Origin of the sequence: Aestuariivivens sediminis (assembly GCF_022662105.1) — a bacterium.
In the GTDB taxonomy this organism is placed as follows: Bacteria; Bacteroidota; Bacteroidia; order Flavobacteriales; family Flavobacteriaceae; genus Aestuariivivens; species Aestuariivivens sediminis.
Genome location: NZ_JAKMCP010000006.1, coordinates 1 through 24,037 on the forward strand (window position 1 = coordinate 1; position 24,037 = coordinate 24,037).

At 39.2% G+C, this 24,037-nt stretch carries 25 protein-coding genes; 17 read left to right on the forward strand and 8 right to left on the reverse strand.

Annotated elements, in window-relative coordinates; genetic code table 11:
* On the forward strand, positions 1-1,292 hold a 1,292-nt coding region (locus MR054_RS13670), incomplete at its 5' end, for a T9SS type A sorting domain-containing protein (RefSeq protein WP_242158387.1).
* Between the two features lie 101 nt (positions 1,293-1,393).
* Here the strand turns inward: MR054_RS13670 and MR054_RS13675 are convergent.
* Positions 1,394-2,239, reverse strand: coding sequence for a T9SS-dependent choice-of-anchor J family protein (locus MR054_RS13675; protein ID WP_242158389.1), 846 nt, complete (start codon positions 2,237-2,239; stop codon positions 1,394-1,396).
* A gap of 253 nt (positions 2,240-2,492) precedes the next feature.
* Between MR054_RS13675 and MR054_RS13680 the strand changes: the two genes are divergently transcribed.
* From MR054_RS13680 to MR054_RS13690, 3 genes are all read left to right on the forward strand, one after another.
* The gene (locus MR054_RS13680) at positions 2,493-4,046 is read left to right on the forward strand and encodes a DEAD/DEAH box helicase (RefSeq protein WP_242087030.1); all 1,554 of its coding nucleotides are present in this window, start codon (positions 2,493-2,495) and stop codon (positions 4,044-4,046) included.
* A gap of 160 nt (positions 4,047-4,206) precedes the next feature.
* Complete coding sequence (locus tag MR054_RS13685) at positions 4,207-5,124, forward strand: EamA family transporter (RefSeq protein ID WP_242087032.1); 918 nt, start codon at positions 4,207-4,209, stop codon at positions 5,122-5,124.
* A gap of 72 nt (positions 5,125-5,196) precedes the next feature.
* Positions 5,197-6,246 carry a glycosyltransferase family 9 protein gene (locus MR054_RS13690; RefSeq protein WP_242158391.1) on the forward strand — a complete coding sequence of 350 codons (1,050 nt, stop codon included), beginning with the start codon at positions 5,197-5,199 and terminating at the stop codon, positions 6,244-6,246.
* On the opposite strand, the gene MR054_RS13695 is transcribed toward MR054_RS13690, so the two are convergent.
* Entirely contained in the window at positions 6,243-6,515 is a 273-nt protein-coding gene (locus tag MR054_RS13695; RefSeq protein WP_242087035.1) for a hypothetical protein, read from the reverse strand. The genes MR054_RS13690 and MR054_RS13695 overlap by 4 nt on opposite strands.
* Positions 6,516-6,764: 249 nt before the next feature.
* On the opposite strand from MR054_RS13695, the gene MR054_RS13700 reads away from it, so the two are divergent.
* The 10 genes from MR054_RS13700 to MR054_RS13745 all read left to right on the forward strand — a co-directional run bounded on the left by MR054_RS13700 (position 6,765) and on the right by MR054_RS13745 (position 14,913).
* On the forward strand, positions 6,765-7,313 hold the full coding sequence (locus tag MR054_RS13700; protein WP_242158392.1) for a DUF4251 domain-containing protein: 549 nt from the start codon (positions 6,765-6,767) through the stop codon (positions 7,311-7,313).
* 231 nt (positions 7,314-7,544) lie between these two features.
* Positions 7,545-8,183, forward strand: a complete 639-nt coding sequence (locus MR054_RS13705) for a peptidase associated/transthyretin-like domain-containing protein (protein WP_242158393.1) — start codon at positions 7,545-7,547, stop codon at positions 8,181-8,183.
* Between the two features lie 174 nt (positions 8,184-8,357).
* Positions 8,358-8,954, forward strand: a complete 597-nt coding sequence (locus MR054_RS13710; RefSeq protein WP_242158394.1) for a peroxiredoxin family protein — start codon at positions 8,358-8,360, stop codon at positions 8,952-8,954.
* The gene (locus MR054_RS13715; RefSeq protein ID WP_242158396.1) at positions 8,938-9,450 is read left to right on the forward strand and encodes a hypothetical protein; all 513 of its coding nucleotides are present in this window, start codon (positions 8,938-8,940) and stop codon (positions 9,448-9,450) included. The genes MR054_RS13710 and MR054_RS13715 overlap by 17 nt, the downstream gene beginning before the upstream one ends.
* A gap of 63 nt (positions 9,451-9,513) precedes the next feature.
* On the forward strand, positions 9,514-10,329 hold the full coding sequence (gene ygiD / locus MR054_RS13720; RefSeq protein ID WP_242158397.1) for a 4,5-DOPA-extradiol-dioxygenase: 816 nt from the start codon (positions 9,514-9,516) through the stop codon (positions 10,327-10,329).
* A 96-nt stretch (positions 10,330-10,425) separates the two neighbouring features.
* Positions 10,426-10,938 carry a MarR family winged helix-turn-helix transcriptional regulator gene (locus tag MR054_RS13725; RefSeq protein ID WP_242158398.1) on the forward strand — a complete coding sequence of 171 codons (513 nt, stop codon included), beginning with the start codon at positions 10,426-10,428 and terminating at the stop codon, positions 10,936-10,938.
* Positions 10,931-11,656 carry a hypothetical protein gene (locus tag MR054_RS13730; protein ID WP_242158399.1) on the forward strand — a complete coding sequence of 242 codons (726 nt, stop codon included), beginning with the start codon at positions 10,931-10,933 and terminating at the stop codon, positions 11,654-11,656. The genes MR054_RS13725 and MR054_RS13730 overlap by 8 nt, the downstream gene beginning before the upstream one ends.
* Before the next feature lie 25 nt (positions 11,657-11,681).
* Entirely contained in the window at positions 11,682-12,071 is a 390-nt protein-coding gene (locus MR054_RS13735) for a RidA family protein (RefSeq protein ID WP_242158400.1), read from the forward strand.
* A 282-nt stretch (positions 12,072-12,353) separates the two neighbouring features.
* Positions 12,354-13,511, forward strand: a complete 1,158-nt coding sequence (locus tag MR054_RS13740) for a DUF7486 family protein (protein WP_242158401.1) — start codon at positions 12,354-12,356, stop codon at positions 13,509-13,511.
* A gap of 217 nt (positions 13,512-13,728) precedes the next feature.
* Positions 13,729-14,913 carry a DUF3500 domain-containing protein gene (locus tag MR054_RS13745; protein WP_242158402.1) on the forward strand — a complete coding sequence of 395 codons (1,185 nt, stop codon included), beginning with the start codon at positions 13,729-13,731 and terminating at the stop codon, positions 14,911-14,913.
* A 438-nt stretch (positions 14,914-15,351) separates the two neighbouring features.
* On the opposite strand, the gene MR054_RS13750 is transcribed toward MR054_RS13745, so the two are convergent.
* On the reverse strand, positions 15,352-15,519 hold the full coding sequence (locus MR054_RS13750) for a hypothetical protein (protein ID WP_242087056.1): 168 nt from the start codon (positions 15,517-15,519) through the stop codon (positions 15,352-15,354).
* Positions 15,520-15,653: 134 nt separating this feature from the next.
* Between MR054_RS13750 and MR054_RS13755 the strand changes: the two genes are divergently transcribed.
* Positions 15,654-16,271 carry a YqaA family protein gene (locus tag MR054_RS13755; RefSeq protein ID WP_242158403.1) on the forward strand — a complete coding sequence of 206 codons (618 nt, stop codon included), beginning with the start codon at positions 15,654-15,656 and terminating at the stop codon, positions 16,269-16,271.
* A gap of 137 nt (positions 16,272-16,408) precedes the next feature.
* Here MR054_RS13755 and MR054_RS13760 read toward each other — a convergent pair whose 3' ends face one another.
* The 5 genes from MR054_RS13760 to MR054_RS13780 form a co-directional block, all read right to left on the reverse strand.
* Positions 16,409-16,789 (reverse strand): hypothetical protein, encoded by a 381-nt coding sequence (locus MR054_RS13760; RefSeq protein WP_242087061.1) that lies wholly within the window; start codon positions 16,787-16,789, stop codon positions 16,409-16,411.
* 16 nt (positions 16,790-16,805) lie between these two features.
* Positions 16,806-18,914, reverse strand: coding sequence for an elongation factor G (locus MR054_RS13765; protein WP_242158404.1), 2,109 nt, complete (start codon positions 18,912-18,914; stop codon positions 16,806-16,808).
* Positions 18,915-19,226: 312 nt separating this feature from the next.
* Positions 19,227-21,386 carry a xanthine dehydrogenase family protein molybdopterin-binding subunit gene (locus MR054_RS13770; RefSeq protein ID WP_242158405.1) on the reverse strand — a complete coding sequence of 720 codons (2,160 nt, stop codon included), beginning with the start codon at positions 21,384-21,386 and terminating at the stop codon, positions 19,227-19,229.
* Positions 21,387-21,389: 3 nt separating this feature from the next.
* Entirely contained in the window at positions 21,390-21,884 is a 495-nt protein-coding gene (locus tag MR054_RS13775) for a (2Fe-2S)-binding protein (RefSeq protein WP_420868349.1), read from the reverse strand.
* Positions 21,885-21,900: 16 nt separating this feature from the next.
* On the reverse strand, positions 21,901-22,257 hold the full coding sequence (locus tag MR054_RS13780) for a hypothetical protein (protein ID WP_242158406.1): 357 nt from the start codon (positions 22,255-22,257) through the stop codon (positions 21,901-21,903).
* A gap of 212 nt (positions 22,258-22,469) precedes the next feature.
* Here MR054_RS13780 and MR054_RS13785 point away from each other — a divergent pair, with 212 nt between their 5' ends.
* Positions 22,470-22,760, forward strand: a complete 291-nt coding sequence (locus tag MR054_RS13785) for a DUF3817 domain-containing protein (RefSeq protein WP_242087069.1) — start codon at positions 22,470-22,472, stop codon at positions 22,758-22,760.
* On the forward strand, positions 22,753-24,021 hold the full coding sequence (locus MR054_RS13790) for a mechanosensitive ion channel family protein (protein ID WP_242158407.1): 1,269 nt from the start codon (positions 22,753-22,755) through the stop codon (positions 24,019-24,021). The genes MR054_RS13785 and MR054_RS13790 overlap by 8 nt, the downstream gene beginning before the upstream one ends.
* The last annotated feature ends 16 nt before the right edge of the window (positions 24,022-24,037 follow it).

The following is a 24,037-nucleotide window of genomic DNA, read 5'->3' on the forward strand; positions in this document are numbered from 1 at the left end:
TCCTTCCCTTCACCTTGCCTGGAGATGGTGCTGAAACGGTTAACTGTCCTGACGATGCGGTAGCTCCTGGAGCACCAACACTACAGGATACCTGTGGTAATGACCTGATGAGCGAGCTTACAGGAGACACAGGAGCCGTAGAGTGTGAGGGTACAAGAACATTTACCTATACCTTTACCGACTGTGCCGGTAACAGTGCAACCTGGGATTATGTCTACACTATAGATGATAATATCGATCCAGTAATTACGCCTTTAGATGGTGGCTATGTTTGTAACGGTGAAGTACCGGAATATTTAGAAACTACATGGAGTGATAATTGTGGTGATGGAGGTACTATTATGGCCTATGCCAATATGGTAAGTAGTGATGAATGTTCAGCAATTTATGAGTATGTGTTTAATGTGTCGGATTGTGCAGGAAATGCAGCAGAAACTGTTACGGTCGAATACATCAGCGAATGGGATAAGGTCGGAAACTGTGAAACGGCTTTTGCAAGAGCAGATGAAGGCGCAGAATGTTTTATCCCGGACTTTAAACGTTGGGGTTGGACCAATTACTTCGAATGTGAAGGCACTTATGAATTGCCGTTATATGCCGGAGCAGCACAATGTGATGTGTCTAAAGGCGCTCTTGTAGGTACTGTGACGGTTGATTACACTGGTGGTATGGTTACTGTAACCTATGGCGATTTAGCCCCTGGTTACGTTATGACCGAAGCCCATGTCTATGTAGGTTGTGAACCCTATCCTCAAAAGAATGGATCGGACACAGTTGCACCAGGACAATATCCGTATAATCCGTCCAACCTAGGTACCGTGCAGAATTATTCTGTTAAGGTTACCGATATTAGTGGACCAATATATGTGATTGCTCATGCGGTAACCTGTGAGGTTCTTTGTATGTGTTCACCTTCTGAGAGTGATTTATTATCAGAAAATGAAGGTGGAATGGTATCATTTGACGGTGGCTTTACCTGTGCAGGTGGTGGCTCTTGTGAGCCTGAACTGGTTCAAGACCTTGGAACTGTAGATTTCAAAGCTTACCCGGTACCATTTGATCAGGAAGTGAATATTAACTATTCATTCGATTACGATACCGATGTTAGTATTGACGTATTTGATATGAAGGGTGCCTTAATCAGATCATCTGAAAACACCCAATATATTAAAGGGTCTTTGGAAACCACGACTATTGATCTTTCAGGAACCGATAATCAAATGTTCTTTGTAAGGTTAACGACAGCGGAGGGAACTATTGTTAAAAAAATAGTATCGTCCAGTCCACAATAGGATATTTAACTAAATTTAAATAAAAAAGAGCCGCTCAATGCGGCTCTTTTTTTTGATGTTACTACTGTATTTTAAAATAGTTGCACTTAAATATTATTAAATTACTGTTTTAATATTTTAATGGTGTAATAACTTTTATAGTTTCTAACTTTAGCAATATAAATACCTCTATTAAAATTAGAAAGATCAATATATTCCTGAGTGGAATTAAGTTTTTTATTTAATACTTCTTTCCCAAGTACATTAAACAGGGAGATTTCGCTAAAAACTTCTGAATCTGATTTTAAAACGAGTTTCTGATTGGCTAAGTCATAGTAATGTCTAACGGAATTTAAATTCGAAATTTCCTCCGGTGTACTCAAAAGTGCTGAACTAACAGAAACATCATCAATATTTAAAATAAATTGACTTCCTGAAATATTTTCATGTCGAAATGCCAAATAAATCATATTTCCTGCAAGAGAAGAAATATCTAAACTACGAGTAACAAAGGTCCCACTTCCTCCAACTTCATCAGCATATTCACCACGCTGTACAGGACTTGATTGAAAATCAGAAATCTGATTACCGGTTGAAGCATAAACCGTGTAGTATTCGTGCGAGTATGTCGCATTTTCTCCTCTTACTTTCCAGGTAACTTGAATATTATCACCTGAATTAAAAGAAGTCAAATCAATACTATTGGAGTAAATCCAATTATCGGGGTTTAAATCACCCTGAACTGAGTTCCATGATCTAGAGGTTAAACATTTGTGTCCTCCATAGGTGGCACCATATTCTCTCCAGTACCAATTATTACCATCACCGTCCTTGTCAGAAACATTCCAACATACACCAATTACCGAAGAATCGTCAAAAGTTTCAGTAACAGGTAATGTATCATAACATTGGGCAATTAATGGGTAATTTGCACTTATAATACAAATTAATAGTAGTAGTCTTTTCATAATCAAGTAGGTTAAATTCAAGCTAAAAATACAAATAATTTACTTTTAAACGAATAATATAGTATTTTATCGATAAAAGGTTTTATTTTGTAGGGTTATGAATACATATAATTGCATTTCATCGATAACACCGGTATTATTATAGACATATTCACAAAATAAACAGGGCTGTTAATATTCCTTAATAATTTTAGTGCAATTGTTCACGATAAACTTAATAAAGGTGTTATTTTTGCACATTGCAATTTTTTTTATGAGTGTTTCCACATTAGAATTAGAAGAACGTAAAGCAGGTAAGGATTTATACAGTTACCAAAAGGGCGCTATCAACAAAATTTTTAAGGCCTTTGAAGAATCACCTGAGGATTACCATCTCTTGTATCAATTACCGACAGGAGGAGGGAAGACAGTTATCTTTTCCGAAATTGTAAGGCAGTATTTAAAGCACCACCATAAAAAAGTTCTGGTAATGACCCACCGGATTGAACTTTGTAAACAAACCTCTAAAATGCTTACCGAGTTTAACGTGGTTAACAAAGTCGTTGACAGTAAGGCTGATTTGAGCGATCAGGGAGAATACAGCTGTTTTGTGGCCATGGTGGAAACCCTAAATAACCGCTTACATGACGATAAACTGGATATTTCAGATATTGGCCTCGTTATTATAGACGAAGCGCATTACAATTCATTTACCAAGTTATTCAAATTTTTTAGTCAGTCCTTTATCCTTGGTGTCACGGCAACCCCCCTGAGTTCGAGTATTGAATTACCGATGACCGACAATTACAATGAACTTATTGTCGGGGAAAGTATAGAGTCCCTTATTCAGAACGGTTTTTTATCCCGGGCTGAAATGTATTCCTATAATGTAGGGCTTACCTCTCTGGTGGTTGGCGCCAATGGTGATTATACCGTAAAATCATCGGAAGACCTGTATACTGCCGACGATATGCTATCGAAGCTGTTGTATGCCTATGAGGAGCGTTCTAAAGGCAAGAAAACCCTAATTTTTAATAATGGTATTAATACCTCCCTGCATGTCTATGAAACCTTTAAAAGGGCAGGATATAAAATTGCACATTTAGATAATACCAATACCAAAAAGGAACGGGCCATGATTTTAAAATGGTTTAAAAACACCCCCGATGCCATTTTAACCTCCGTGAGTATATTGACGACCGGTTTTGATGAACCCACAGTGGAAAGTATTATTCTCAACAGAGCTACAAAATCCTTGACCCTCTATTATCAAATGATTGGTAGGGGATCACGTGTTTTAAAAAATAAAAACACGTTTACGGTAGTCGATTTAGGCAATAACTTTCATCGATTTGGTCCATGGGGCGATAATCTGGACTGGCAACGCATCTTTAAATCGCCCAATTATTATTTAGACGCTCTATTGAGCGACGAAGAGCTTGAAAGCAATTTCAAATATGAGATGCCCGATGAGTTGCGTGCTGAGTTTTCAAATTCTAAAGAGGTCTATTTTGATATCCAAAAAACCTATGTGGATTGTATTAGAAACGGAAAATCCTCCAAATCCGTTCTAAAACTGTCTATAAAACAGCACGCCGAAATTTGTGTCGAGAACAGCGAAGATGTTTATGATGCTTTAATTCTGGCAAAAAAACTCGGAGATGATATTGATTTTAGAATTAACCGCTATACCAAATGCATTAGCAAAAGTACCTTTAACTTTGTAGAATGGCTTAAAGGGGATTACCGAAAAAAGCTAAATACCTATATACGTCAAAATTTTGATGACGTCTATGCCTCTATTCATGGCTATCCGCCGAAGGACTGAATTCTTTATAATGACGTAAATTAAGGCGTCTCTTTCGCTAAGCACAATTTTGATCCCATGGCCTTAAATTGTTTGTTAACAATGTCTGCATCTTTTAAAAATAAGTTTACTTTTACCAAACTTTTTGGCCTATGGCCTTAACATCTTTTAAATTCCATTCATGAGTGTGCCGCGCAAAACCATTTCCATCTTACTCGCTTTTTTTGCCATTTATGTCATATGGGGATCCACGTACCTCTTGAATAAAATAGCGGTGAGTGAATTACCTCCTTTTAAATTAGCCTCTATACGATTTCTTGTATCGAGTGTTTTTATTTTCATTATTGCCAAGGTTTTAAGAGTCCGGATAACCATTACAAAGAGGCAATTTAAAAATACCATTATTGCCGGTTTTCTATTCCTAACCTTTGGGAATGGCGTAGTGGTATGGGCCTTAAAATTTGTGGACAGCGGTTTCGCCGCCCTGGAAATATCGGCACAACCTTTAGTGGTTTTACTATTAATGTGGTTGATTCAGGGTAAAAAAATATCGGCCATGTCTTATATTGGAGTCCTTTTAGGATTTATTGGAATTTACCTTTTGGTCAGTCAAAAACAATTAATCAGTCAAGACAACCAGGTCGTGGGTATGATCATGATCTTTGTGTGTATGGTGAGTTGGGCCTATGGAAGTTTATTTGTGGGCAGGGCAGATATGCCGGCTAATTACTTTGTGAATACGGGATACCAAATGTTAACGGGAGGTATTATGTTAGCTATGGCCAGTTTTTGTTTTGGTGAAACATGGTCACTGCCTTCAACATGGAGTAGTAATGTGCAATGGGCCATGCTGGGGCTGATATTTTTTGGAAGCATCATAGCCTTTACGGCATTCAATTATTTACTCAAAGTCGTTTCACCCGAAAAAGTTTCTACCAACACCTATGTAAACCCTATTATAGCCCTTATTTTAGGATGGTGGATCCTTGATGAACGAATTACATTGCAGTCCATTATAGCTGCTGTGGTTTTGCTTACCGGGGTATATTTCATAAATTCCAAACGGGTTCTGACCAAACCCAGGATTATTGGGCGCTAACCAAAAGTTACCTAAGTCTTTAGCTTATTTTATACCTATTATTTGTAATTTGCACCCCTTTAAGAATGAGGAATGAAAGTACCTAAACGAATCAACGACATTCGCAGAAACGTTATGCATCGCATAACCAAAAATATAGGTCGTTCCCATAGGGAGCCGGTATTTGGTTCACTCCATGTCGAGGCCATTAAAAACGTATTAATTGTAAGACCCAATCACCGTTTGGGAAATCAATTATTATTAACGCCCATTGTACAGGAAGTCATTAATACCTTTCCATATTGTAAAATTGATTTGTTTGTAAAGGGTGGTGTTGCTTTTCCGGTATTTGAAAATTATGATCAAATACATCAAATCATTCCGCTTCCTAAAAAGCCATTTAATAATCTGTTTACCTATATGGCCAAGTGGATAGGGTTAAGAAGAAGACGTTATGATTTGGTTATTAATGCCGACCGAAATTCCGCTTCAGGTCGATTACTAACTCAGATCAGTAAAGCCAATTTCAAAGTGTTTGGTGAGATTTACGAAAATATTCAAAAGGTACATTCGGACTACCACCATATTGCAAAGTACCCTGTTTATAATCTAAGGTACTATTTGTCTCAATTAGGCATTGAACAAGATCATAGCGATGTACCTGTATTGGATATAAAACTCAGTGAGGATGAAATATCCCGGGGGAAAGCCATTTTGGATGGCATTATTAACAACGACAAAAAGTCCATTTGTATTTATACCAATGCCACGGGAGATAAATGTTACTCTGAAACTTGGTGGGAAACCCTTTATGATAGGCTATTAGACGAATATCCGGATTATAACATTATTGAAATGTTACCCATTGAGAATATTTCAAAGATTCATTTTAAGGCGCCTAATTTTTACAGTAAGGATATACGCGAAATGGGTGCCATTATCGCAAACACATCCATTTTTATAGCTGCAGATAACGGGGTCATGCATTTAGCCAGTGCCGCTTTGACTCCAACGGTTGGGTTTTTTTCGGTAACCAATCCACTCGTTTATGCTCCTTATGGAAATGGTAGCATAGCCTTGGATACCAACAGTACAACCATAGAGGATTGGATCAAAGCCATTACTGCCATTCTCGGTATTTAAGCACTTTTTTTGGTCTGGTACGTAATATTGTTTTTGATGTGCAGCAGGTGGTTAACCACGGCAGACAATTCAAATTGCAGGTATTTTTTGTTCTTTTTGCTCAAATTGCTAATTTCATGAGCGTATAAAATGGCGTTCCCCTTTTTCACCGAAATGAAAAAAAGATCCTCTTCTGCATTTAAACTGACATTACTTCGGTAATTACTTTCAAGGAGTAACCAGAAGGATAAACTGTTAATTTGATTGAATAAGGCAAAATGCGTATCCATAACAACAGGGTTTTAAGATTTGGTATTTTAAAACTAGATAAGCGGTGTTTTGAAAGCAAAAAATATTGACAGGTGGCTCATTATTTCGGTAAAAGGCTTAGGAATAACACGTTATCCGAAAAAATATACCTTTCGAGGATATTTGAAAAAATGGTTACGAAGCACTTTAATACCTGAAGGGTATCGGAATTCTTAGTATTATATTTTGTAAATTAGTGATTGTAAAATGCTTATAAAAAAAAAGTGAGTATGAAACGTGTGATCCCCTTACGTTTTTTATCCATGCTTCTATTGGTGGCATGTGCATCGACAAAACCCACGGCTTCAGCAGAAGAATTAAAAGCTCTGGAAACCATTGTAAGCTCCGGAACTTTTGAAGTTGAATCAAATTTCGCCTACCCACAGGTGAGCAATGCGGTACAACAGGTCCTGAACTCAGGGCTATTGCAACCGGGAAGCAATGCAGGAGGCATCAGTTTAATCGGAAATCCCAATTATTTAAGGATCCGTAACGACAGTGTATTCTCTTATTTACCCTATTTTGGCGAACGCCGTATGCGGGCAGGCTATGGCTCGGGTGATGGAGCCATTCAACTTAAAAGTATCCTGAGTGATTATACCATTAATAAAAATAAAAATGGGAGTTACCGTATTAATTTTAGTGCCGATGGCCAGTCCGAAAACTATCGCGTAGTCCTTGACGTGTTCCCCAATCTCAAAACTTCTATGCTATTGAATGGGGTCTACCGGCTTCCCATTCAGTATAGTGGGACCATAAAGCAGTTAAAAATGGAGTAGGGCATGAGCTTGTGCTGTTCTATTTTGGTTGAATGAGAGAGACCCTTAAAAAGACTTAAGTCGCCGGGATGGTAGTTAAAAAACCAATTTAATCGATAAACGAAAGCCCCTGTTTTAGCGGTATGCCATGATTTATTCACTTTATCGTGTATTTCTTGAGTTCATATGATTTTTTAGGTGTTAACCTCTTCTATTATATACTTTTAACAATGAATAGAAACTGGATACCCCATGAAAACGCTATTAGCCCTAACCTGTTTTGCATGTATTGTAAATGTAAATACGTCATTTGCACAAGACGTCATCGCAAAAAATGATACGCATAGTCCACTATATGATTATTCCGAACGGCATTTAAACCATATGGATACCATTCCCGGCTTTAATGAGCAGGACAGCAAACTGAAAATATCGGGTACCATTTACTATAATGACGGTGTTACACCCGCTAAGGATGTTATTGTATATGTCTATCAACCCAATGCGGATGGTGATTTTAAAACCCATAAAACTACCAGTGGCAAAAAATATATAGAACATAGGGCATGGGTAAAAACCAATGCCGATGGCGAATATACCATCTATACGTTTATTCCCGGTGCGCCTTATGTACCGCTTACATATCCTCGTAAACGAGGTATGAAACAAATTCTTCCGGTTATAAAAGTCCCCGGTAAACCCGAATATGACTTCGATGCCTTTATTTTTGATGACGATCCGGCCATTTCTGACCGTTGCAGAAAAAAACTGGAACGTATGGACTACCAAGGCATGTTGACCCTAAGAAAAGAAGGTGATCTGTATGTGGCCGAAAAGAATATTGTGCTGAAAGATCAACATCCTGCACATACTGTGGTGGCCTCCTTGTAACCTTTCCCCAGAAATTCTCGAAATGTCGTAAAATCATTAACGACATCTCATAATGTTGCGATATATCGTAATTCCCGTTATGATATGAATTCTTCTATATAATTGATTTACAAATAGTTAAATTTATGGCATGAGATTGGAATGATAGATTTTGTTAATATCATCTATACCATCATGAAAACATGCTTCAACTTAAGATTTTTATCCTTATGCTTGGTGTTAGGCGTATTAAGTACGGTAACCCTGACCTCCTGTAAAAACAATAACACCGAAACGACCATGGTGTCTCGTAATACCATGGAAACCCCTATGGTAAAAGCCCCGGATTTCGAACTCTTATCAACCGAGGGAACCCCGATTAGGTTGTCGGACTATAGCGGTCAGGTGGTGGTTCTTCATATCGCCACAACGTGGTGTCCATACTGTAATGCCGAAGCCCCATATTTGGAGCAATTAAGCAGAGACTATAAGGATAGGGGTGTGGTGGTCTTAATTATTGACGTTAAAGAACCAAAAGCACTGGTTCAGGAAAAATGGGTTCAACAACACCAACTGAGTTTTCCTGTTGTATTAGATACGGATGGTACAGTGGCTGCCAGTTTCGCTCCCAAAGAGGTCTTACCCGAGCTGGCCAGAGATGAGATCATGCTGGCCTCCAATATTATTATTGATCAAAACGGAAACATGCAATTCATGAGTTTATTGGATACTAAAAATTTCGATTCTAAACTCATCCATGTTAAAAATAAACTCGATGAGCTGCTCTACTAAATATCGCATTTTTATACTCCTGTTTTATGCGTTAGGCTGCCTGTCATGTGGAAAAACCCCTAAAGCCAGTCATCTGTCTCAAAAGGACATAAAACATGAGCAGTTTGTGAGCTTAGTGGGCCTTGAAGTTAGTGATCACACCGCGTCTGAAGTGGCATTGAAATTTACATTTACCATTACTCCGGGTTACCACATTCAACCGGATGTTGTGGATTGTGATAATTTTATCGCAACGCAGTTTAAAATAGCACCATCCCTGAATTACGATGTAAAATCGATGGTATTTGAATTTGAACCCCGAACATGGCATATGGACCACTACCGTGACTTTAAAGTGATTTCTGAGGGTTTTACCATTAGCGTTGTTCTGGAAGGGCAACAAATGCATTTAACCGATTTGAAAAAGCACACGGCCGAATTATTTTATCAAGCCTGTGATGCCAAAAAATGTTTTTTTCCGCGGACTTTAGTCATTCCATTAGATAGGATATCATAGGCGCATAGGACCGTATCACCTTAATTTCTTATTTTTATATTTTAGTATACATTAAAACCCGCTATGGATCTCAATAGCCTATACCGGCAGTCCAAAATATGGAAATCCACACCCAAAATGCCGGCCTTGTTTTTAGGCCATGGTAGTCCTATGAATGCTATCGACGATAATCCTTTTGTTCAGGGTTTTAAAACCATAACCAAAAAAATTCCGACGCCGAAGGCCATTTTGTGTATTTCAGCGCATTGGGAAACCAAAGGAACAAAGGTTACGGCTATGAAGATGCCGAGAACAATTCATGATTTTGGTGGTTTTCCCAAAGCCTTGTATGACATACAATACCCTGCACCCGGTAGTCCGGAATTGGCTAAAGAAACCGCGCAATTAATGGCACCGCTATCGGTTACTATGGATTATGATTGGGGTTTGGATCACGGTGCCTGGAGTGTGATCAAGCATCTGTATCCCGAGGCTAACATTCCCGTGATCCAAATGAGTTTAGATTATACACAGGGACCTGAATATCATTTTACACTAGGCCAAAAGTTAAGGGTATTGAGGCACAAAGGCATTTTGATTATAGGTAGTGGCAATATGGTACACAATTTACGTCGTTTACATTTTTCGCTTAACCAGGGCTACGATTGGGCATTGGAAGCCAGGGCCTTTATCAACAATAAAATCGTCCTTCGGGATTTTAAATCCCTTTTCGATTATCATTCCAATAAAGCCTTACAATTGGCGATACCGACACCGGAACATTTTTTACCCTTACTTTATACGCTGGCACTTCAGGAAACTGATCACGACCATTTGAGTTTATTTAATGATGATTTGGTTATGGGCAGCATTAGTATGACCTCTGTATTCATAGACTAATACTATGACTGGTTTTAACCGGTTTATCAATATATTTAATCAACTATGTAGTTAACTAACTATATTTTTATTATCTTTGCGGTATAATTGTGACACATGGAAAGAGACTACATCAAAGCCCTGGGTTATAGGGCCCTGGACAATAGACTAAAGCGTATTAGCGATCGGATGGCACACGATACGAGAAAATTCTTTAAACAAATGGATATCGATGTGGAACCCAGCTGGCATTTAGTATTTAAATTATTAAGGGATCACAACAGACTCACCATGGTTGAAATTGCAGAGCAGCTTGGTTATTCCCATCCCTCGATGGTGGTCATGCTAAAAAAAATGACGGCTAAAGGCTATATCGTTTCCGAAAAGGACCCCTTGGATAAAAGAAAACAAAACATCACGCTAACCCCAAAATCCTATAATCTTCTTCCCAAATTAGAACATATATGGTCCTGTTGCGAAAACGCTATCTATAAGATGTTAAATGAAGATCTCGCTATAATTAGGCATCTTGATCGTATTGAGGCCTCCTTGAAAGCCATGTCTTTTAATGAGCGTTTTACTCAGGAATATCAGAAAACCAAATCCTTAAAACCACAACACCATGATTAATTCAAAAAACGATGTACAGCTCTCCCGACGTGGTCTTATTAAAACCCTGGGGCTCGGGATAAGCCTATCTGCACTTCCATCCTTTATGTACGCTGCAATGACGGATGTGCCACAAGCTGCATTGGACCATGGGGAACGCATTATTCCAGTAAAGGAAAAAGAACTTAATGACATGCAAAAATTTATTGAAGATTGCGTTGCGGCCAACAAGGAATCCGATCCCCAGGAAGCCGTTAAAGCGGTTTTGGCCAGAGGGGTTTACGAGCATAAAGCCATGTTAAAGGCCATTGGAGAACCAAGGGAAGCGGGTTTAAAAGTATTTCTTCGGTCCAGGGAATTGACCATTTTTGCAGCCACCTGGACCCCGCAAATGAACCTTATGCCACACAATCACCGGATGTGGGCCAATATTGGTATCTATACGGGACGGGAAGACAATATTCTTTGGCAAAGAAAAACGGATGGTTTGGAAGCTCATGATGTACGGTGTTTATTTGCAGGCGATGTGGCCACCCTTAATACCAACGCCATCCACTCGGTAACCAATCCGTTACAACGATTTACCGGTGGACTGCATATTTATGGTGGTGATTTTTTTGCCACCGAACGCTCCCAATGGGATCCTGAAACCCTTGAGGAAGAACCTTCCAATGGCGATGTGATACGGGACATATTCAATAAAGCCAATGATCAAATGCGACGTATAAAAGGGGAGTAGTTACTTCCATTAAAAAAACAACACGATGAAACGCATCTTAATATCAAGTGGCAGCCCCTATGAAGACCTTGTAGGTTTTAGCCGTGCTGTGCGTGTGGGACCCCATATTACAGTTGGCGGAACCGCCCCAATAGATACAAACGGAAAAACGGTAGGACAGGGTGATATTGCTGCACAGACCAAACAATGTTTGGAAGTGATTAAAATGGCCCTGGAAGCAGCCGGATCGGGTTTAAACGATGTGGTCAGGACCCGTATGTTCCTGACCGATATAACCGATTGGGAAACGGCGGCAGCGGTGCGTTCTTCCTATTTTAAAACCATCAAACCCGTTGATACTATCGTGCAGGTCACCCGCTTTATTAACCCGGAATGGTTAATAGAAATTGAGGTGGATGCTATTGTGGCTTCCTAAGTAATTCGGTTTCCCTGTTTTCTTCCAAAACGTTTTTGTGGTTGGTCATTTTTACATGACCAAAGTCATAAAAAATGGGACTATCCTTTTTTACCTTTAGATGTTTCTAAAGTTAAATGTCATAATCATGAAATGAGCCATAACAATTCTTGATACCCACAAGATAATTATTGGCAAACCGAAGGGTCACGACCACTTTAAAAAAATAATTGTGATGTGAGTCATTACACCTGCCTGACGGCAAGGCAGGTCTGACCGATAAAAAATAATAAATTTAAACAGATGAAAAATGCAACCTTTCCATTAGTTAAAAGAACGTGCTATTCTTTATTTACTCTTGGTTTTATCTTGTTATTAACGGCCTGTAACAATAAACCTTCAAAAGATAAAACCAATACGACTGAACCGAATAACCTGGCAAAATTTGAAACCATTTATTGGAACGTGAAAGCCATCCATCCCAACGGACAAAGCCTGGACATTAAAATGTTTGATAATGCAGGAGAAGGTTTCGACATCAAAGCCATTCAAAACTCCGATCAAGATTACTTAATGGACGTAAAAGCCATGGTCAATGATGAGATCTTACCTGTTAAGATATTAGTGAGTGAAAATCAATTTACTCCTGTGGTAGCCATTACAAACTCAGGTAGTGCCTATAAACTCAAAGCCGTAACTCCAGAAGGGGAGGAATTGGAAATAATAGGTGTCGCCAGATATGGTAACATTGTCATTATGAAAGCCCTGACCAAAAAGGGAAAGTTCTATGGTGTAAAAGCCATTTCCCCAACGGGACAACTTAATGATATTAAAGGCATAAAAGTGAATTCCCAAGACAGGGAGATGACTTTAAAAGGCCATAGCATCTATGCTCATGTAAAAGCAATGCATCCATCCGATAATGAAGATCACTTTATTCTGCCGAAGAAAAATATAACCAAAGGCGCTTACAAAAGTGATTTTGAAACCATTATATGGAATATTAAAGCAATAACTCCCGATGGTAAAAATCTGGATATAAAGGCTATTGACCCCAAAGGCAATACCTTTGATGTAAGTGCGGTGCAAGATTCCAAACAACATAGCTTCTTGAACATTAAGGTCTTTGTTGAAGGTGTTGAATTACCTGTTAAAATAATGCAAAGAGCAGCCTCAGATACCTATTCACCCATTAAGGCTATTGGACCAGACGGTACTATTTACGATATCAAGGCCTTAACGGAAGACCAGAAAAAACTGGATGTAAAAGGCATTAGTCGATCCGGTAATATCATTCATGTTAAAGCCATTAATGAAAATGGAGAGCATTATGCAGTTAAGGCTTTTGCTCCAGACGGAAAACTTAATGCCGTAAAGGGGATTAAGATTTTTGACAGACCTGTGGAGATGAAAGTACAAGACCATCCTGTATATGCGCATTTAAAAGCTATTAGCCAATAAAAATTGGAAATCATATCGACAGACCTATAGGCACCGCATTTTGTTTTACAAAACAATCGGGTGTTTGGCAGCGGCCGTTTCCCAAATTGATAGGTTACGAAATTATAGATAGGAGGATTGGTGTTACAATAACTATCCCGCAAATCATTTTGACATAATGTTGTAACGATATAAGCCTAAAGGCATTATATTTACAATAATCCTAACTATAAAATTGATGAAACCTTACACTGTCCAATTTATTTTATTTCTGACATTATGCGCATTATCCAATCCGGTTTGCGCTCAATTAACCTGGCAGGAACAACAATCTTTGAAGAAGGAGAATGAAGGCTTGAAAGCGCCCTTCAAAGGAATTACCACCAATGGAACAATTCAGGAAGGTCTTTTTAAACTGTATTCTACCGGAGTCACAACCGAACCCGTCCGGAATGCCGCTGTTGCCTTTCTCGAATCACTGGATGATGTGCAGCGGGAAAAAACAAAATTTTCCATAGATGACGATGAGTGGCGCAAATGGATGAATCAGGACTATTATGTTAGACAAGGTGTTGGTTTTATTGAAATGTCCGAAAAACAGCGGAAAGCCGCTTTTGATCTCATGGGGGCGTCCTTAAGCGCAAAAGGATTGAAATTGAGCCAGGACATTATGAAATTGAATTATACCCTGGGAGAGATCAGCGGAAATATGGAAAGATATGGTGAATGGCGTTATTGGATAACGATTATGGGCGAACCCTCGGAAACGGAACCATGGGGTTGGCAAATGGAAGGACACCATCTCATTATTAACTATTTTGTTTTAAGAGACCAGGTCGTGATGACACCATTATTTGTTGGATCGGAACCCGTCATTGCTGACATTGGAAAGTACAAAGGGGTTTCGATTTTGCAGGACGAGCAGGATTCGGGATTGAAAATGCTTAGGGCTTTGAACGATGAGCAAAAAAGTAAGGCTATAATTGCGCCGTCTACTGCAGGGAATAACGTCCTGACCGCTGCCTGGTCGGATAATGTGATACTGGACTATGCCGGTATAAAAGCATCGTCATTTACCCGTGCACAAAAGGATCAGTTACTTTTGCTGATACAACTGTATGTTGACCATATGGATGATGGTCATGCGAAAGTCAAGATGGATGAGGTACAAAAATACATTGATGATACATGGTTTGCCTGGATTGGGGGTAGCGGAGATGATGCTGTTTACTATTACCGGATTCATAGCCCGGTTATTATCATTGAATTTGACCATCAGAAACCATTGGGAACAAAAAAATTATATGGAAATGACGTCCATCGGCAACATATCCATGCGGTGGTTCGTACACCGAATGGCAATGATTATGGTAAGGACCTGCTCAGGCAACATTACCTGGAGCATCCGCATGAGCATAAATAAACCATATGCCTGCCTTTAAAGAAACAATTTTTCATAACGGCAATTTAGAGTATCACATGTTTTGGGAGCTGTTCCTTGAGAATCGCGTATTTAAAAAATTCCCGGTAATTGTACAGAATTTTAAAATTATACGAAAATCAAAACGATAAAATTTAATGACCCAAGTATTGCGTATTCTTTTAAATCTAAATACTTTCTGGAATATTTTACATTATAGAGAATTATAGCTGCACATTAATAAACACAACAACGAAGCCACAATTAGCTTGACATAATTACTATCGATATAAGTCTGCGACATTATATCTGCAATTATGTCAAATATCGCCCAAAAGCGCTATTACGCTAATTGTTGTAAAATGTCCTATAATTTATATTATGTCAAATAGAATATACAGGCATCCCTGACCCTGGCACATAAGATACCACGGATAACTTCTACTCTGTATCCTCATGTGGTTTCTTATATTTTAAATAGCCGTTACCCTTCAGTTTAAACGCTTTGTACTCTTCCTTGCTAAACGACATGAAGTTAGATGACCGTCGGTAAGCATCTTGAAAATCGGCGTACTTCTTTTTGCGGGATGTCGAGTTTTTGGTTTCCATAAGTGGTACTTTTTATGAAATTTTCAACTGATTTTCGCAATGACTTGAAGCTATACCATTGCCAAATTCTTTATAAATATAGTATTTATTCTTAAATGGTGACGTATCTTTGCATTCTATTTATCCCGAATTGCATGAAAAACCCCTCTAAGGAAAAGACACAAAAGACACGTTTACAACTCTTGCACCAGTACTATAGTTATACCGGGTTTTATGTATTTATATGGAACAGTTTAAAGAAAGCCCTTCCCATTATCACTGGCTTAGTGCTTGCTATTGTTCTCACAAATCATTTTTTTAACATCAGCGAGGGCCTGGTCTATTTAACCGAAACTTTACATCCTTTGGGTGTTTTGGGATTCTTTTTTGCTTCTGAGACCTTTTTAGGACTCATACCTCCGGAAATTTTTATCGCCTGGTCCGACAAAATGAGTTTGCCATGGTTATTTTTGTCTCTCTTGGCCATGCTGTCCTACGCCGGTGGTTTAATAAGCTACGCCTTTGGCAAAGGAATTACCCTACTTCCCAAGGTACATGATTATATGGCTCGAAAATTGGAAAAACAATTGAAACAGTCCCGTAAATGGGGTGTTTTTCTCATTGTTGTTGGAGCCCTATTGCCACTGCCCTTTTCCATTTCCTGTTTAACGGCCGGCCTCATACACGTTTCGTTTCGTAGGGTGATGCTTTTTGGTTCCTTAAGGATATTGCGCTTTTTTTTATACGGACTTGTGATCTTTCACGTCGTATAGTCCCTACCACAATTACATATAGTACACGGTGAGATGGATCGTTAGAAGATATAAAAAAAGGCTATACGATTGTGCCATGCTCCATATCGATAGCCTTTAAAATGTAATGTTATTTCAGGAATTACCCCATCTAAGGGTTAAAGCCATTCCCTAAAGAAATCCATCATTTCCTCTTTCAAATCATAATGCATTTTTATATACGTACGCATATCGTCCTTTAGGGTATTTTGTTCGCCTTGTAAGCGACCATCTATATTTTCATTGAAATCTGCCTTATAAATATTGGCCAGTTTATTCCGGCATCGGTGCTTTAATTTTGAAATGGCCGCTTTCTCAATCATAATTCTGTTTTGAAAATTTTCGATCATCATGGTGGCCTTTTTATCGTACTCACGGCTGGCTATTTCTTCCAATTTCTCTTCAAACGTATCCATTTCATCAAAATGAAACCGTAGTTCTCTTTTCCAGGTGTCCAAATTAAATTTGAGGTCACTTAAATAATTTGCTTTAACTATCATGCTTTGACTTTTAAAATTACACTTCAGCTTTTACTAATTGTTGTTGTATGTTACTTGGTACCAATTGGTACGACGAAAATTTAGAACTAAAAGTGGCCTTTCCCTGGGTTAACGATCTTAAATCAGTGGAATAGCCGTAAAGTTCGGCTGCCGGAATGGTGCATTTTAATATCTGATAACGATCCAGATTGGCAAACCCCTGAATTATGGAGCGTCGCGATTGTAAATCGGTCATGACATTACCTACCATATCTTCCGGCACCTTAACGGTTAACTCATTTGTGGGTTCCAACAGTTTAGGTTTGGCATTTAAAAAAGCCTCCCTAAAGGCATGTGCCCCTGCAATTTTAAAAGAAATATCATTTGAGTCTACCGGGTGCATTTTACCATCATAAACCATCACTCGCACATCCCTGATATAAGAACCTGTTAAAGGACCTTCCTCCATAACCTCCATAATACCTTTCATAATAGACGGCAAATAGCGTAAATCAATAACGCCACCAACAATACAATTGTAAAATACCAATTTACCACCCCAAGGTAAATCAACTTCCTCCTTACCTCTAATATTAAAGCCTTCAGGTTCCGGCATGCCTTCAATCCAGGGCTCTATTTTTAAGTGTACCTGTGCGAATTGTCCTGAACCGCCCGATTGTTTTTTATGTCGGTAATTGGCTGTTGAAGAACGCTGGATGGTTTCTCTATATTTAATTTTTGGTTTGCTATAGGTGACATTTAACCGATATTCATTAACCAACATCCAATCGATTATGGACAAATGTAACTCACCTTGACATCCTAACAACAATTCTTTGGATTCCTTTGAATAAGTTATCTCAACGGTAGGATCTTGCTTGTGAATGCGCCTCAGCGCTTCACTAAGTTTTTCGTCATCGGCCTTATTCTCCACCGATACCGCTTTTTGAATTCTAGGTTCCGGATATTGTATGGGCTTAATCGTAATTGGTTTGTTACCACTGTATAAGGTATCTGTAGTCTCTGTAAATTTCAACTTCAATGTGGCTCCAATATCCCCAACCGTTAATTTATCGACAGGTTCTCGATTTTTACCATCCATAATGAAGAGTTGGTTGATGACCTCGGTTTCTCCCGATCTGGAATTGGTCAGCTTATCATTGACATTGATTTCACCTGACTTTACCTTAAAAAAAGTGATTTTTCCCAAATTGGATTGGTAAAGGGTCTTAAAAACAAAAAGCGATGTTGGAGCGTTCACCTTTGGAACAATCTCATCGCCTTCTACGCTTTGCTGCGATTTTAAATCGGCGGCCGCAGGAGCCACATTATCAATGAAGCCCATAAGCCTTCCACTGCCCATGTCCATTAAGGCAGATACACAGAAAACGGGGAACAGATCATGGTTAAGCATACCAATTTTAATTCCCTGACGCATTTCATCCTCACTCAGGGTGCCTTTATCAAAATACAGCTCCATGAGTTCTTCGTCATTTTCGGCAGCCTTTTCCACCAGTTCATTATGCAGGGCATCAGCCTTTTCTTTTTCGCTATCCGGGATCGCTAATTTTTCCGGCTTGCCCCCTTCCGGCCCAAATTTGTAACACTTCATTTTTAAAACATCAACAATGCAATGGGCCCCATCCAGTTTAATGGGATACTGAATTTGAACCGCGTTGTTGCCCACCAAAGTTTTTATACTTTTAAAGGCATCGTCAAAATGACAATCGGGATGATCAATTTGGTTTATAATAAATAAGGTTGGCTTGTTATATTTATCGGAGTAATTCCAGATAATTTCAGTGCCAACCTCTACGCCTTGCCTACCGTTTATCACGGTGGCAATCGTGTCTCCCACCCTGATGGACGAAATAATTTCCCCGATAAAATCATCTAAACCAGGTGTGTCTATAATATTAATTTTGTAATTGCGCCATTCGGTATGTATGGGTGTTGCAAATACTGAGGCCTGACGTTCGTGTTCAACGTCATGATAATCGGATACCGTGTTCTTATCTTCAATAGTCCCACGTCTATTTATCAGTCCTGCCTCAAACAACATAGTTTCACACAATGCGGTCTTTCCACTGTTATGCGCTCCAACCAAGACCACATTCTTAATGTGCTTATCATCAAATATTTTCATAGTACCTATTCGTTTAGTTTGAAATAAAACTACAAGCTTTTAAAGTGATAAAAAATGACCTAAGTCATTTGAAAAAGTTTAATAAATTTCTATTTAGTTATATTAATCATACACGCATCGTAGGAATCCAAATTGTTTAAAACCAAATTCTGACAGCAAATCCCTATGGTTTTTAAAACGTTTGAGGCTATGTTTTTCAGTTTTCTGACTCCCGTTGTCATCAAAAAACCGATTCGCGGATTTTTTAAGGTGTCGTACACCCCCCCTTAAAAATACATTTATTTCAATTTGTATGCAATTTTTTTCCAATTTTTAAACCAAACTAAGGGGCAAATTACGGTAACGTCTTCCGGTTAACCTCCTTAAAGCGTTTCCAATTGCCGCACCGATGGGTCCCAATGGTGGTTCACCTACCGGGCCGGCATCATCCATACCTTGCAAGAGAACCACATCGATGTCTTTTGGGGCATGTCTCATCAAGGCCATTTCATACGGGCCATATACAGTGGGATACAATGCACCATCTTTAACATACATCCGCTCGTATAAGGAGGCGCTTAACCCCATAATGATGGCCCCTTCACACTGGGCCCTCACCTGATCCGGATTTACGACAACACCCGGGTCTAAGGCGCAAGTGACCTTATGCACCTTTATGTGATTATCGTCTATAGAGACTTCTACCACCTGGGCACAAGGTGTGCCGGAATCAACCGATGCTGCAAAACCCATAGCCCTGCCATTCCGTACCTCATCCTGATATCCGGAAGTCTTTACGGCTGCTTTAATTACTGCTTTCAGGCGTTGTCCCGCCTCATCATCATGGATTTGTTCCAAACGGAAATGAACAGGGTTTTTACCACTCCTTATCGTTAATTCATCCATAAAACTCTCAATAGCGAAGGTGTTGGCCAACAGGCCCAAACTGCGCCACCAACTCGTGGCAAAGGGCAAGTCCACATGCCAGGAAACAACTTTTTGATTGGGAATTCTACTATATCTAATATAAGCTCCCCTAATTGCTCCAATATCCGCCCCGATTAAAGGAAGTACAAAATGGGGTAAAATGGGTGAATTATGTGCTACATCACCGCTTGAAACCTGATGTTCTATAGCCTCAATAAGCCCATCATCATTTAATTTTGCTTTGAGAATATGATGAGTTGGCGGGCGAAACATATCATTTTGAAACTCTTCTTTTCTATTAAAGAAATATTTAATCGGTTTACCAATGGCTTTGGACATCAGGGCTGCTTGCATGGCATGTGGCGTGTGTAAACGTCTTCCAAATCCCCCTCCCAAATAGGTTGGTATAATAGTTACCTGCTCTTCCCTAAAACCGAGACACTCAGCCACTTCCTTTCTGGTGATACCGACCACCTGAGTGGAGATTATAATGGTTGCGCGATCGGCCTCAACCGAGGCTACTACCCCATTGGGTTCAAGTTGGGCATGAGCCCCTATGGGGGAGGTAAAAGCCATGGTTAATACATCATCTTCCTGTAACACCTTATCTGAATTCCCTTCTTTTTGTATGATCTGGGAACGCCCATTCCCGACCTTAATCAGGTCTTCAATATCCTTCGACTGCCAGTGACGTTCTACCTTCCAGTTGACTTTTATGGCGTTTTTGGCGTTTTCGGCCTCCATATAGGAGTGCGCAATAACGCCAACAAAATCGGATTCTTTTACAATTTGTACCACACCGGGCATCTGTTCGGCGTCCGAAGTATCGGCATCGATAAAGGTTGCCCCTATCCTATCCGGTCTTACCACGGCACCATACAACATATTGGGCATTTCGGCATCCATTCCAAAAATAGGTTTTCCAAATACTTTGTCATACAAATCAATTCTAGGGATGGGTTTCCCAATAAACCTGTAATCCTTTAATTGTTTTAATGTCGGCGAAACCTCCGGAAGTGTCCATTCGGTTACACCTTCCATTACTTCGGCATAGCTCATCGTTTTACCATTGGCGGTAAGAGTCCCGTTTGAGACCGTTAAATAACGCATTTCCACACCAAGCTTAGCTGCTGCTTCGGCTTTTATAATTTCACGAGTCACGGCAGCCAACTCTCTGAGAGGGTGCCATAAACCAGCAATGGAAAGACTCCCTCCTGTACTCAGACCATCTATATTACCACTGTCTGTACTGGCATGAACCACTTTTATTTGATCCATGGAAATTTCGAGCTCATCGGCAGCCATTTGGGCTAATCCGGTAAATATCCCTTGTCCCATTTCTACCTTTGGTGAATGTAGAATTATGGTGTTATTCTTGGTGATTTCAAACCAGAGCATGGGGTCGTTCGTATTACCTACATACAAAGCATCCGTGGTATCAACAAATTTAAGCGCCTTACGTCTTAATGCATTTCTAAAAACATAGGTCCCTACAGCCAAAACACCTATGGTACTCAAACCACCACGTATTAGAAACGTTCTTCTGGAGATTTTACCTTTACCCATGGTCTAAGATTTTAACGGATTTACAGTTTGTGATTGTAACTGGGACGCTTTGTGAATGGCCTTTCGCATTCTGTAATAGGTGGCACACCTACAAATGTTGATGATATTCCGATCTATATCCTCATCTGTAGGATTGGGAATTTTATTTAAAAGTGCTGCCGTTGCCATAATAAATCCGGGCTGACAATAGCCACACTGAGGAACAATTGCATCGATCCATGCCTGTTGCACGGGATGTGGATGTTCCGGAGTGCCTAATCCTTCTATGGTAGTAATGTGCTTTCCTCCTGCCATTTCTACCGGAAAAGAACAAGCCCGTACGGCTTCACCATCAATATGAATGGTACAGGCTCCACAGGCAGCCATCCCACAACCAAATTTAGTGCCCTTGAGGTCCAGGATATCCCTAATGACCCACAATAATGGGGTTTGTCCATCTTCTAGTTCAATGGTTTGTGATAGGTTGTTGATGGTAAAGGAAATTTCCATGGTATTCATCTTTTGGTAATTAATCTTATGGTAGAATAGCCCCTGCCTCAAACCGGGCTGTGACGGCCTTTTGATATTCTTTAAGTGTTACGGGAGGTGTCTTAGGTGGTGTACCATCGGCTCTAATATCGGGTTCCCTGGCCCATAAAACCAGCGGATGTTCTGTTAAGTGGGGCTTCAGATCTTCATGGATTCTACCCTCACTAGTGCCTTTATTTAGAATGGAACGTACAATGGCATTTCTGGTGAAGCCTTCACAACCTATCGATACTTCCGTGCCGGTTGATAACTGGGTGTATTTGATAGCTTTTTGGCTCTCGGAAACGCTTAAAAGCGCAAGGAAGGCAACAGGTGATATCTTCGAGAAAATAGCAAGCCGCAATTTGAATTTCATTAATTCAACATTTTATGATTATTTAAAGATAGCATTAGTATTTTAAAAAATAAATGAAAGGTGTTGCAATAATATGTTGTCCCTTTAGTCCTTCTTCTCAGTTCAATGATTCTCCATAAACTTTTATTAAATCTTAAATTAGTTTGAATTTTGACAGATAATTGTATTTTGAGGTGTATTTTTGCAAAAAAAAAATTGGAATGTCTTATATACGTATTTTTAGAGTGGTAGCCTTTTTGGAAGGGCTCTCGTATGTTCTGCTTCTCTTTGTGGCTACTCCCATTAAATATACTCTGGATGATCCTCAGTATGTAAAACTTTTGGGTATGCCTCATGGATTACTGTTTATCGCCTATTTCGCATTGTCCATTATTTTGAAACCAACATTAAAATGGACCAACAGGCAGTTCAACCATGTTCTTTTGGCCTCTGTTATTCCTTTTGGCACCTTTTATATTGACAAAAAATTTCTAAGTTTAAAACATGAATAACATAACCCATCTCGTTTACGATTACTTAATTAATAAAGGCTTATCCGAATCAACATCAGCCTACCTTAATATGTTCGCCTTGCTTTTTGGGTTACTTATAGTCGTTTTTATAAGCGATTTTGTTATTCGAAAATTAATTCGTGTTTCGTTTACCAAATTGGCTGTAAAGACGAAAACGAACTTTGATGATTTGTTGGTTACCAATAAGGTCCCCAGAAACATTGCCCATATCATACCGCTTTTACTTTCCATAAAGTTTATTCCGATAGTGTTTTATGATTTTCAAAATTTTGAAAACGTCTTTGAAAAAGGGTTGAAGATTTTTGCTATTGTTTTAACCCTATGGATCATACGCAGTATTCTAAATAGTATTAAGGATTATTTAAAGACGCTTCCCCGTTACAATGACAAGCCCATAGACAGTTATATTCAGGTGTTTATGATCTTTGCTTGGGTCTTAGGAATTTTTTCTGCCTTTGCCATTGTGAGTGGCATTAAATTTATTGAGTTTTTGGCGGGTATAGGAACAGCCTCAGCTATTATTATTTTAGTGTTTAGGGACACCATATTGGGCTTTGTAGCCAGTATTCAGGTGTCTATTAACGACATGGTACGCATTGGAGATTGGATAACTTTTGAGAAATACGGTGCAGATGGGGATGTCATTGAAATCAATTTAGCAACGGTAAAGGTTCAAAATTTCGATAAAACCATCACCACCATTCCCACTTATGCCCTCATATCAGATTCCTTTAAGAACTGGCGCGGCATGACGAGCTCTGGTGGCAGACGTATTAAACGGGCCCTTTATATTAAGCAAAATGGGGTTAAGTATTTAACTAAGAAGCAAGTTGAGGAGCTTAAAAAAATACAATTGCTCACCTCCTATCTGGAAACCAGGCAACACGACATCGATCAGTTTAATAAGGTCCAAGACATCGATAAAAATCTCCTGTTAAATGGTAGAAACCTCACCAATATTGGGGTATTCAGAAAATATATTGATGTTTATTTAAAACACCACTCTGCGATCAATAAGGATATGATGATCATGGCCAGGCAATTGGCCCCCACTACTCAGGGCATTCCTATGGAAATTTATGCATTCAGCAGTGATAAGCGTTGGGAAAATTACGAGTACATTATGTCTGATATCTTCGATCATTTAATCGCTGCCCTTCCCTATTTTGACCTAGAGATTTTTGAATTGCCCACAGGATCAAGCTTCAACAATACCACACAAAAAAAGAGCCTTAATTAGAAAGCGCTTTTTTTTA

What these genes read in the sequence shown, in the direction of transcription:
- MR054_RS13675 (WP_242158389.1), bottom strand. Translation starts at nt 2,239, where the DNA reads ATGAAAAGACTACTACTATTAATTTGTATTATAAGTGCAAATTACCCA.
- MR054_RS13680 (WP_242087030.1), top strand. Translation starts at nt 2,493, where the DNA reads ATGAGTGTTTCCACATTAGAATTAGAAGAACGTAAAGCAGGTAAGGAT.
- MR054_RS13685 (WP_242087032.1), top strand. Translation starts at nt 4,207, where the DNA reads ATGAGTGTGCCGCGCAAAACCATTTCCATCTTACTCGCTTTTTTTGCC.
- MR054_RS13690 (WP_242158391.1), top strand. Translation starts at nt 5,197, where the DNA reads ATGAAAGTACCTAAACGAATCAACGACATTCGCAGAAACGTTATGCAT.
- MR054_RS13695 (WP_242087035.1), bottom strand. Translation starts at nt 6,515, where the DNA reads ATGGATACGCATTTTGCCTTATTCAATCAAATTAACAGTTTATCCTTC.
- MR054_RS13700 (WP_242158392.1), top strand. Translation starts at nt 6,765, where the DNA reads ATGAAACGTGTGATCCCCTTACGTTTTTTATCCATGCTTCTATTGGTG.
- MR054_RS13705 (WP_242158393.1), top strand. Translation starts at nt 7,545, where the DNA reads ATGAAAACGCTATTAGCCCTAACCTGTTTTGCATGTATTGTAAATGTA.
- MR054_RS13710 (WP_242158394.1), top strand. Translation starts at nt 8,358, where the DNA reads ATGAAAACATGCTTCAACTTAAGATTTTTATCCTTATGCTTGGTGTTA.
- MR054_RS13715 (WP_242158396.1), top strand. Translation starts at nt 8,938, where the DNA reads ATGAGCTGCTCTACTAAATATCGCATTTTTATACTCCTGTTTTATGCG.
- ygiD (WP_242158397.1), top strand. Translation starts at nt 9,514, where the DNA reads ATGGATCTCAATAGCCTATACCGGCAGTCCAAAATATGGAAATCCACA.
- MR054_RS13725 (WP_242158398.1), top strand. Translation starts at nt 10,426, where the DNA reads ATGGAAAGAGACTACATCAAAGCCCTGGGTTATAGGGCCCTGGACAAT.
- MR054_RS13730 (WP_242158399.1), top strand. Translation starts at nt 10,931, where the DNA reads ATGATTAATTCAAAAAACGATGTACAGCTCTCCCGACGTGGTCTTATT.
- MR054_RS13735 (WP_242158400.1), top strand. Translation starts at nt 11,682, where the DNA reads ATGAAACGCATCTTAATATCAAGTGGCAGCCCCTATGAAGACCTTGTA.
- MR054_RS13740 (WP_242158401.1), top strand. Translation starts at nt 12,354, where the DNA reads ATGAAAAATGCAACCTTTCCATTAGTTAAAAGAACGTGCTATTCTTTA.
- MR054_RS13745 (WP_242158402.1), top strand. Translation starts at nt 13,729, where the DNA reads ATGAAACCTTACACTGTCCAATTTATTTTATTTCTGACATTATGCGCA.
- MR054_RS13750 (WP_242087056.1), bottom strand. Translation starts at nt 15,519, where the DNA reads ATGGAAACCAAAAACTCGACATCCCGCAAAAAGAAGTACGCCGATTTT.
- MR054_RS13755 (WP_242158403.1), top strand. Translation starts at nt 15,654, where the DNA reads ATGAAAAACCCCTCTAAGGAAAAGACACAAAAGACACGTTTACAACTC.
- MR054_RS13760 (WP_242087061.1), bottom strand. Translation starts at nt 16,789, where the DNA reads ATGATAGTTAAAGCAAATTATTTAAGTGACCTCAAATTTAATTTGGAC.
- MR054_RS13765 (WP_242158404.1), bottom strand. Translation starts at nt 18,914, where the DNA reads ATGAAAATATTTGATGATAAGCACATTAAGAATGTGGTCTTGGTTGGA.
- MR054_RS13770 (WP_242158405.1), bottom strand. Translation starts at nt 21,386, where the DNA reads ATGGGTAAAGGTAAAATCTCCAGAAGAACGTTTCTAATACGTGGTGGT.
- MR054_RS13775 (WP_420868349.1), bottom strand. Translation starts at nt 21,884, where the DNA reads ATGAATACCATGGAAATTTCCTTTACCATCAACAACCTATCACAAACC.
- MR054_RS13785 (WP_242087069.1), top strand. Translation starts at nt 22,470, where the DNA reads ATGTCTTATATACGTATTTTTAGAGTGGTAGCCTTTTTGGAAGGGCTC.
- MR054_RS13790 (WP_242158407.1), top strand. Translation starts at nt 22,753, where the DNA reads ATGAATAACATAACCCATCTCGTTTACGATTACTTAATTAATAAAGGC.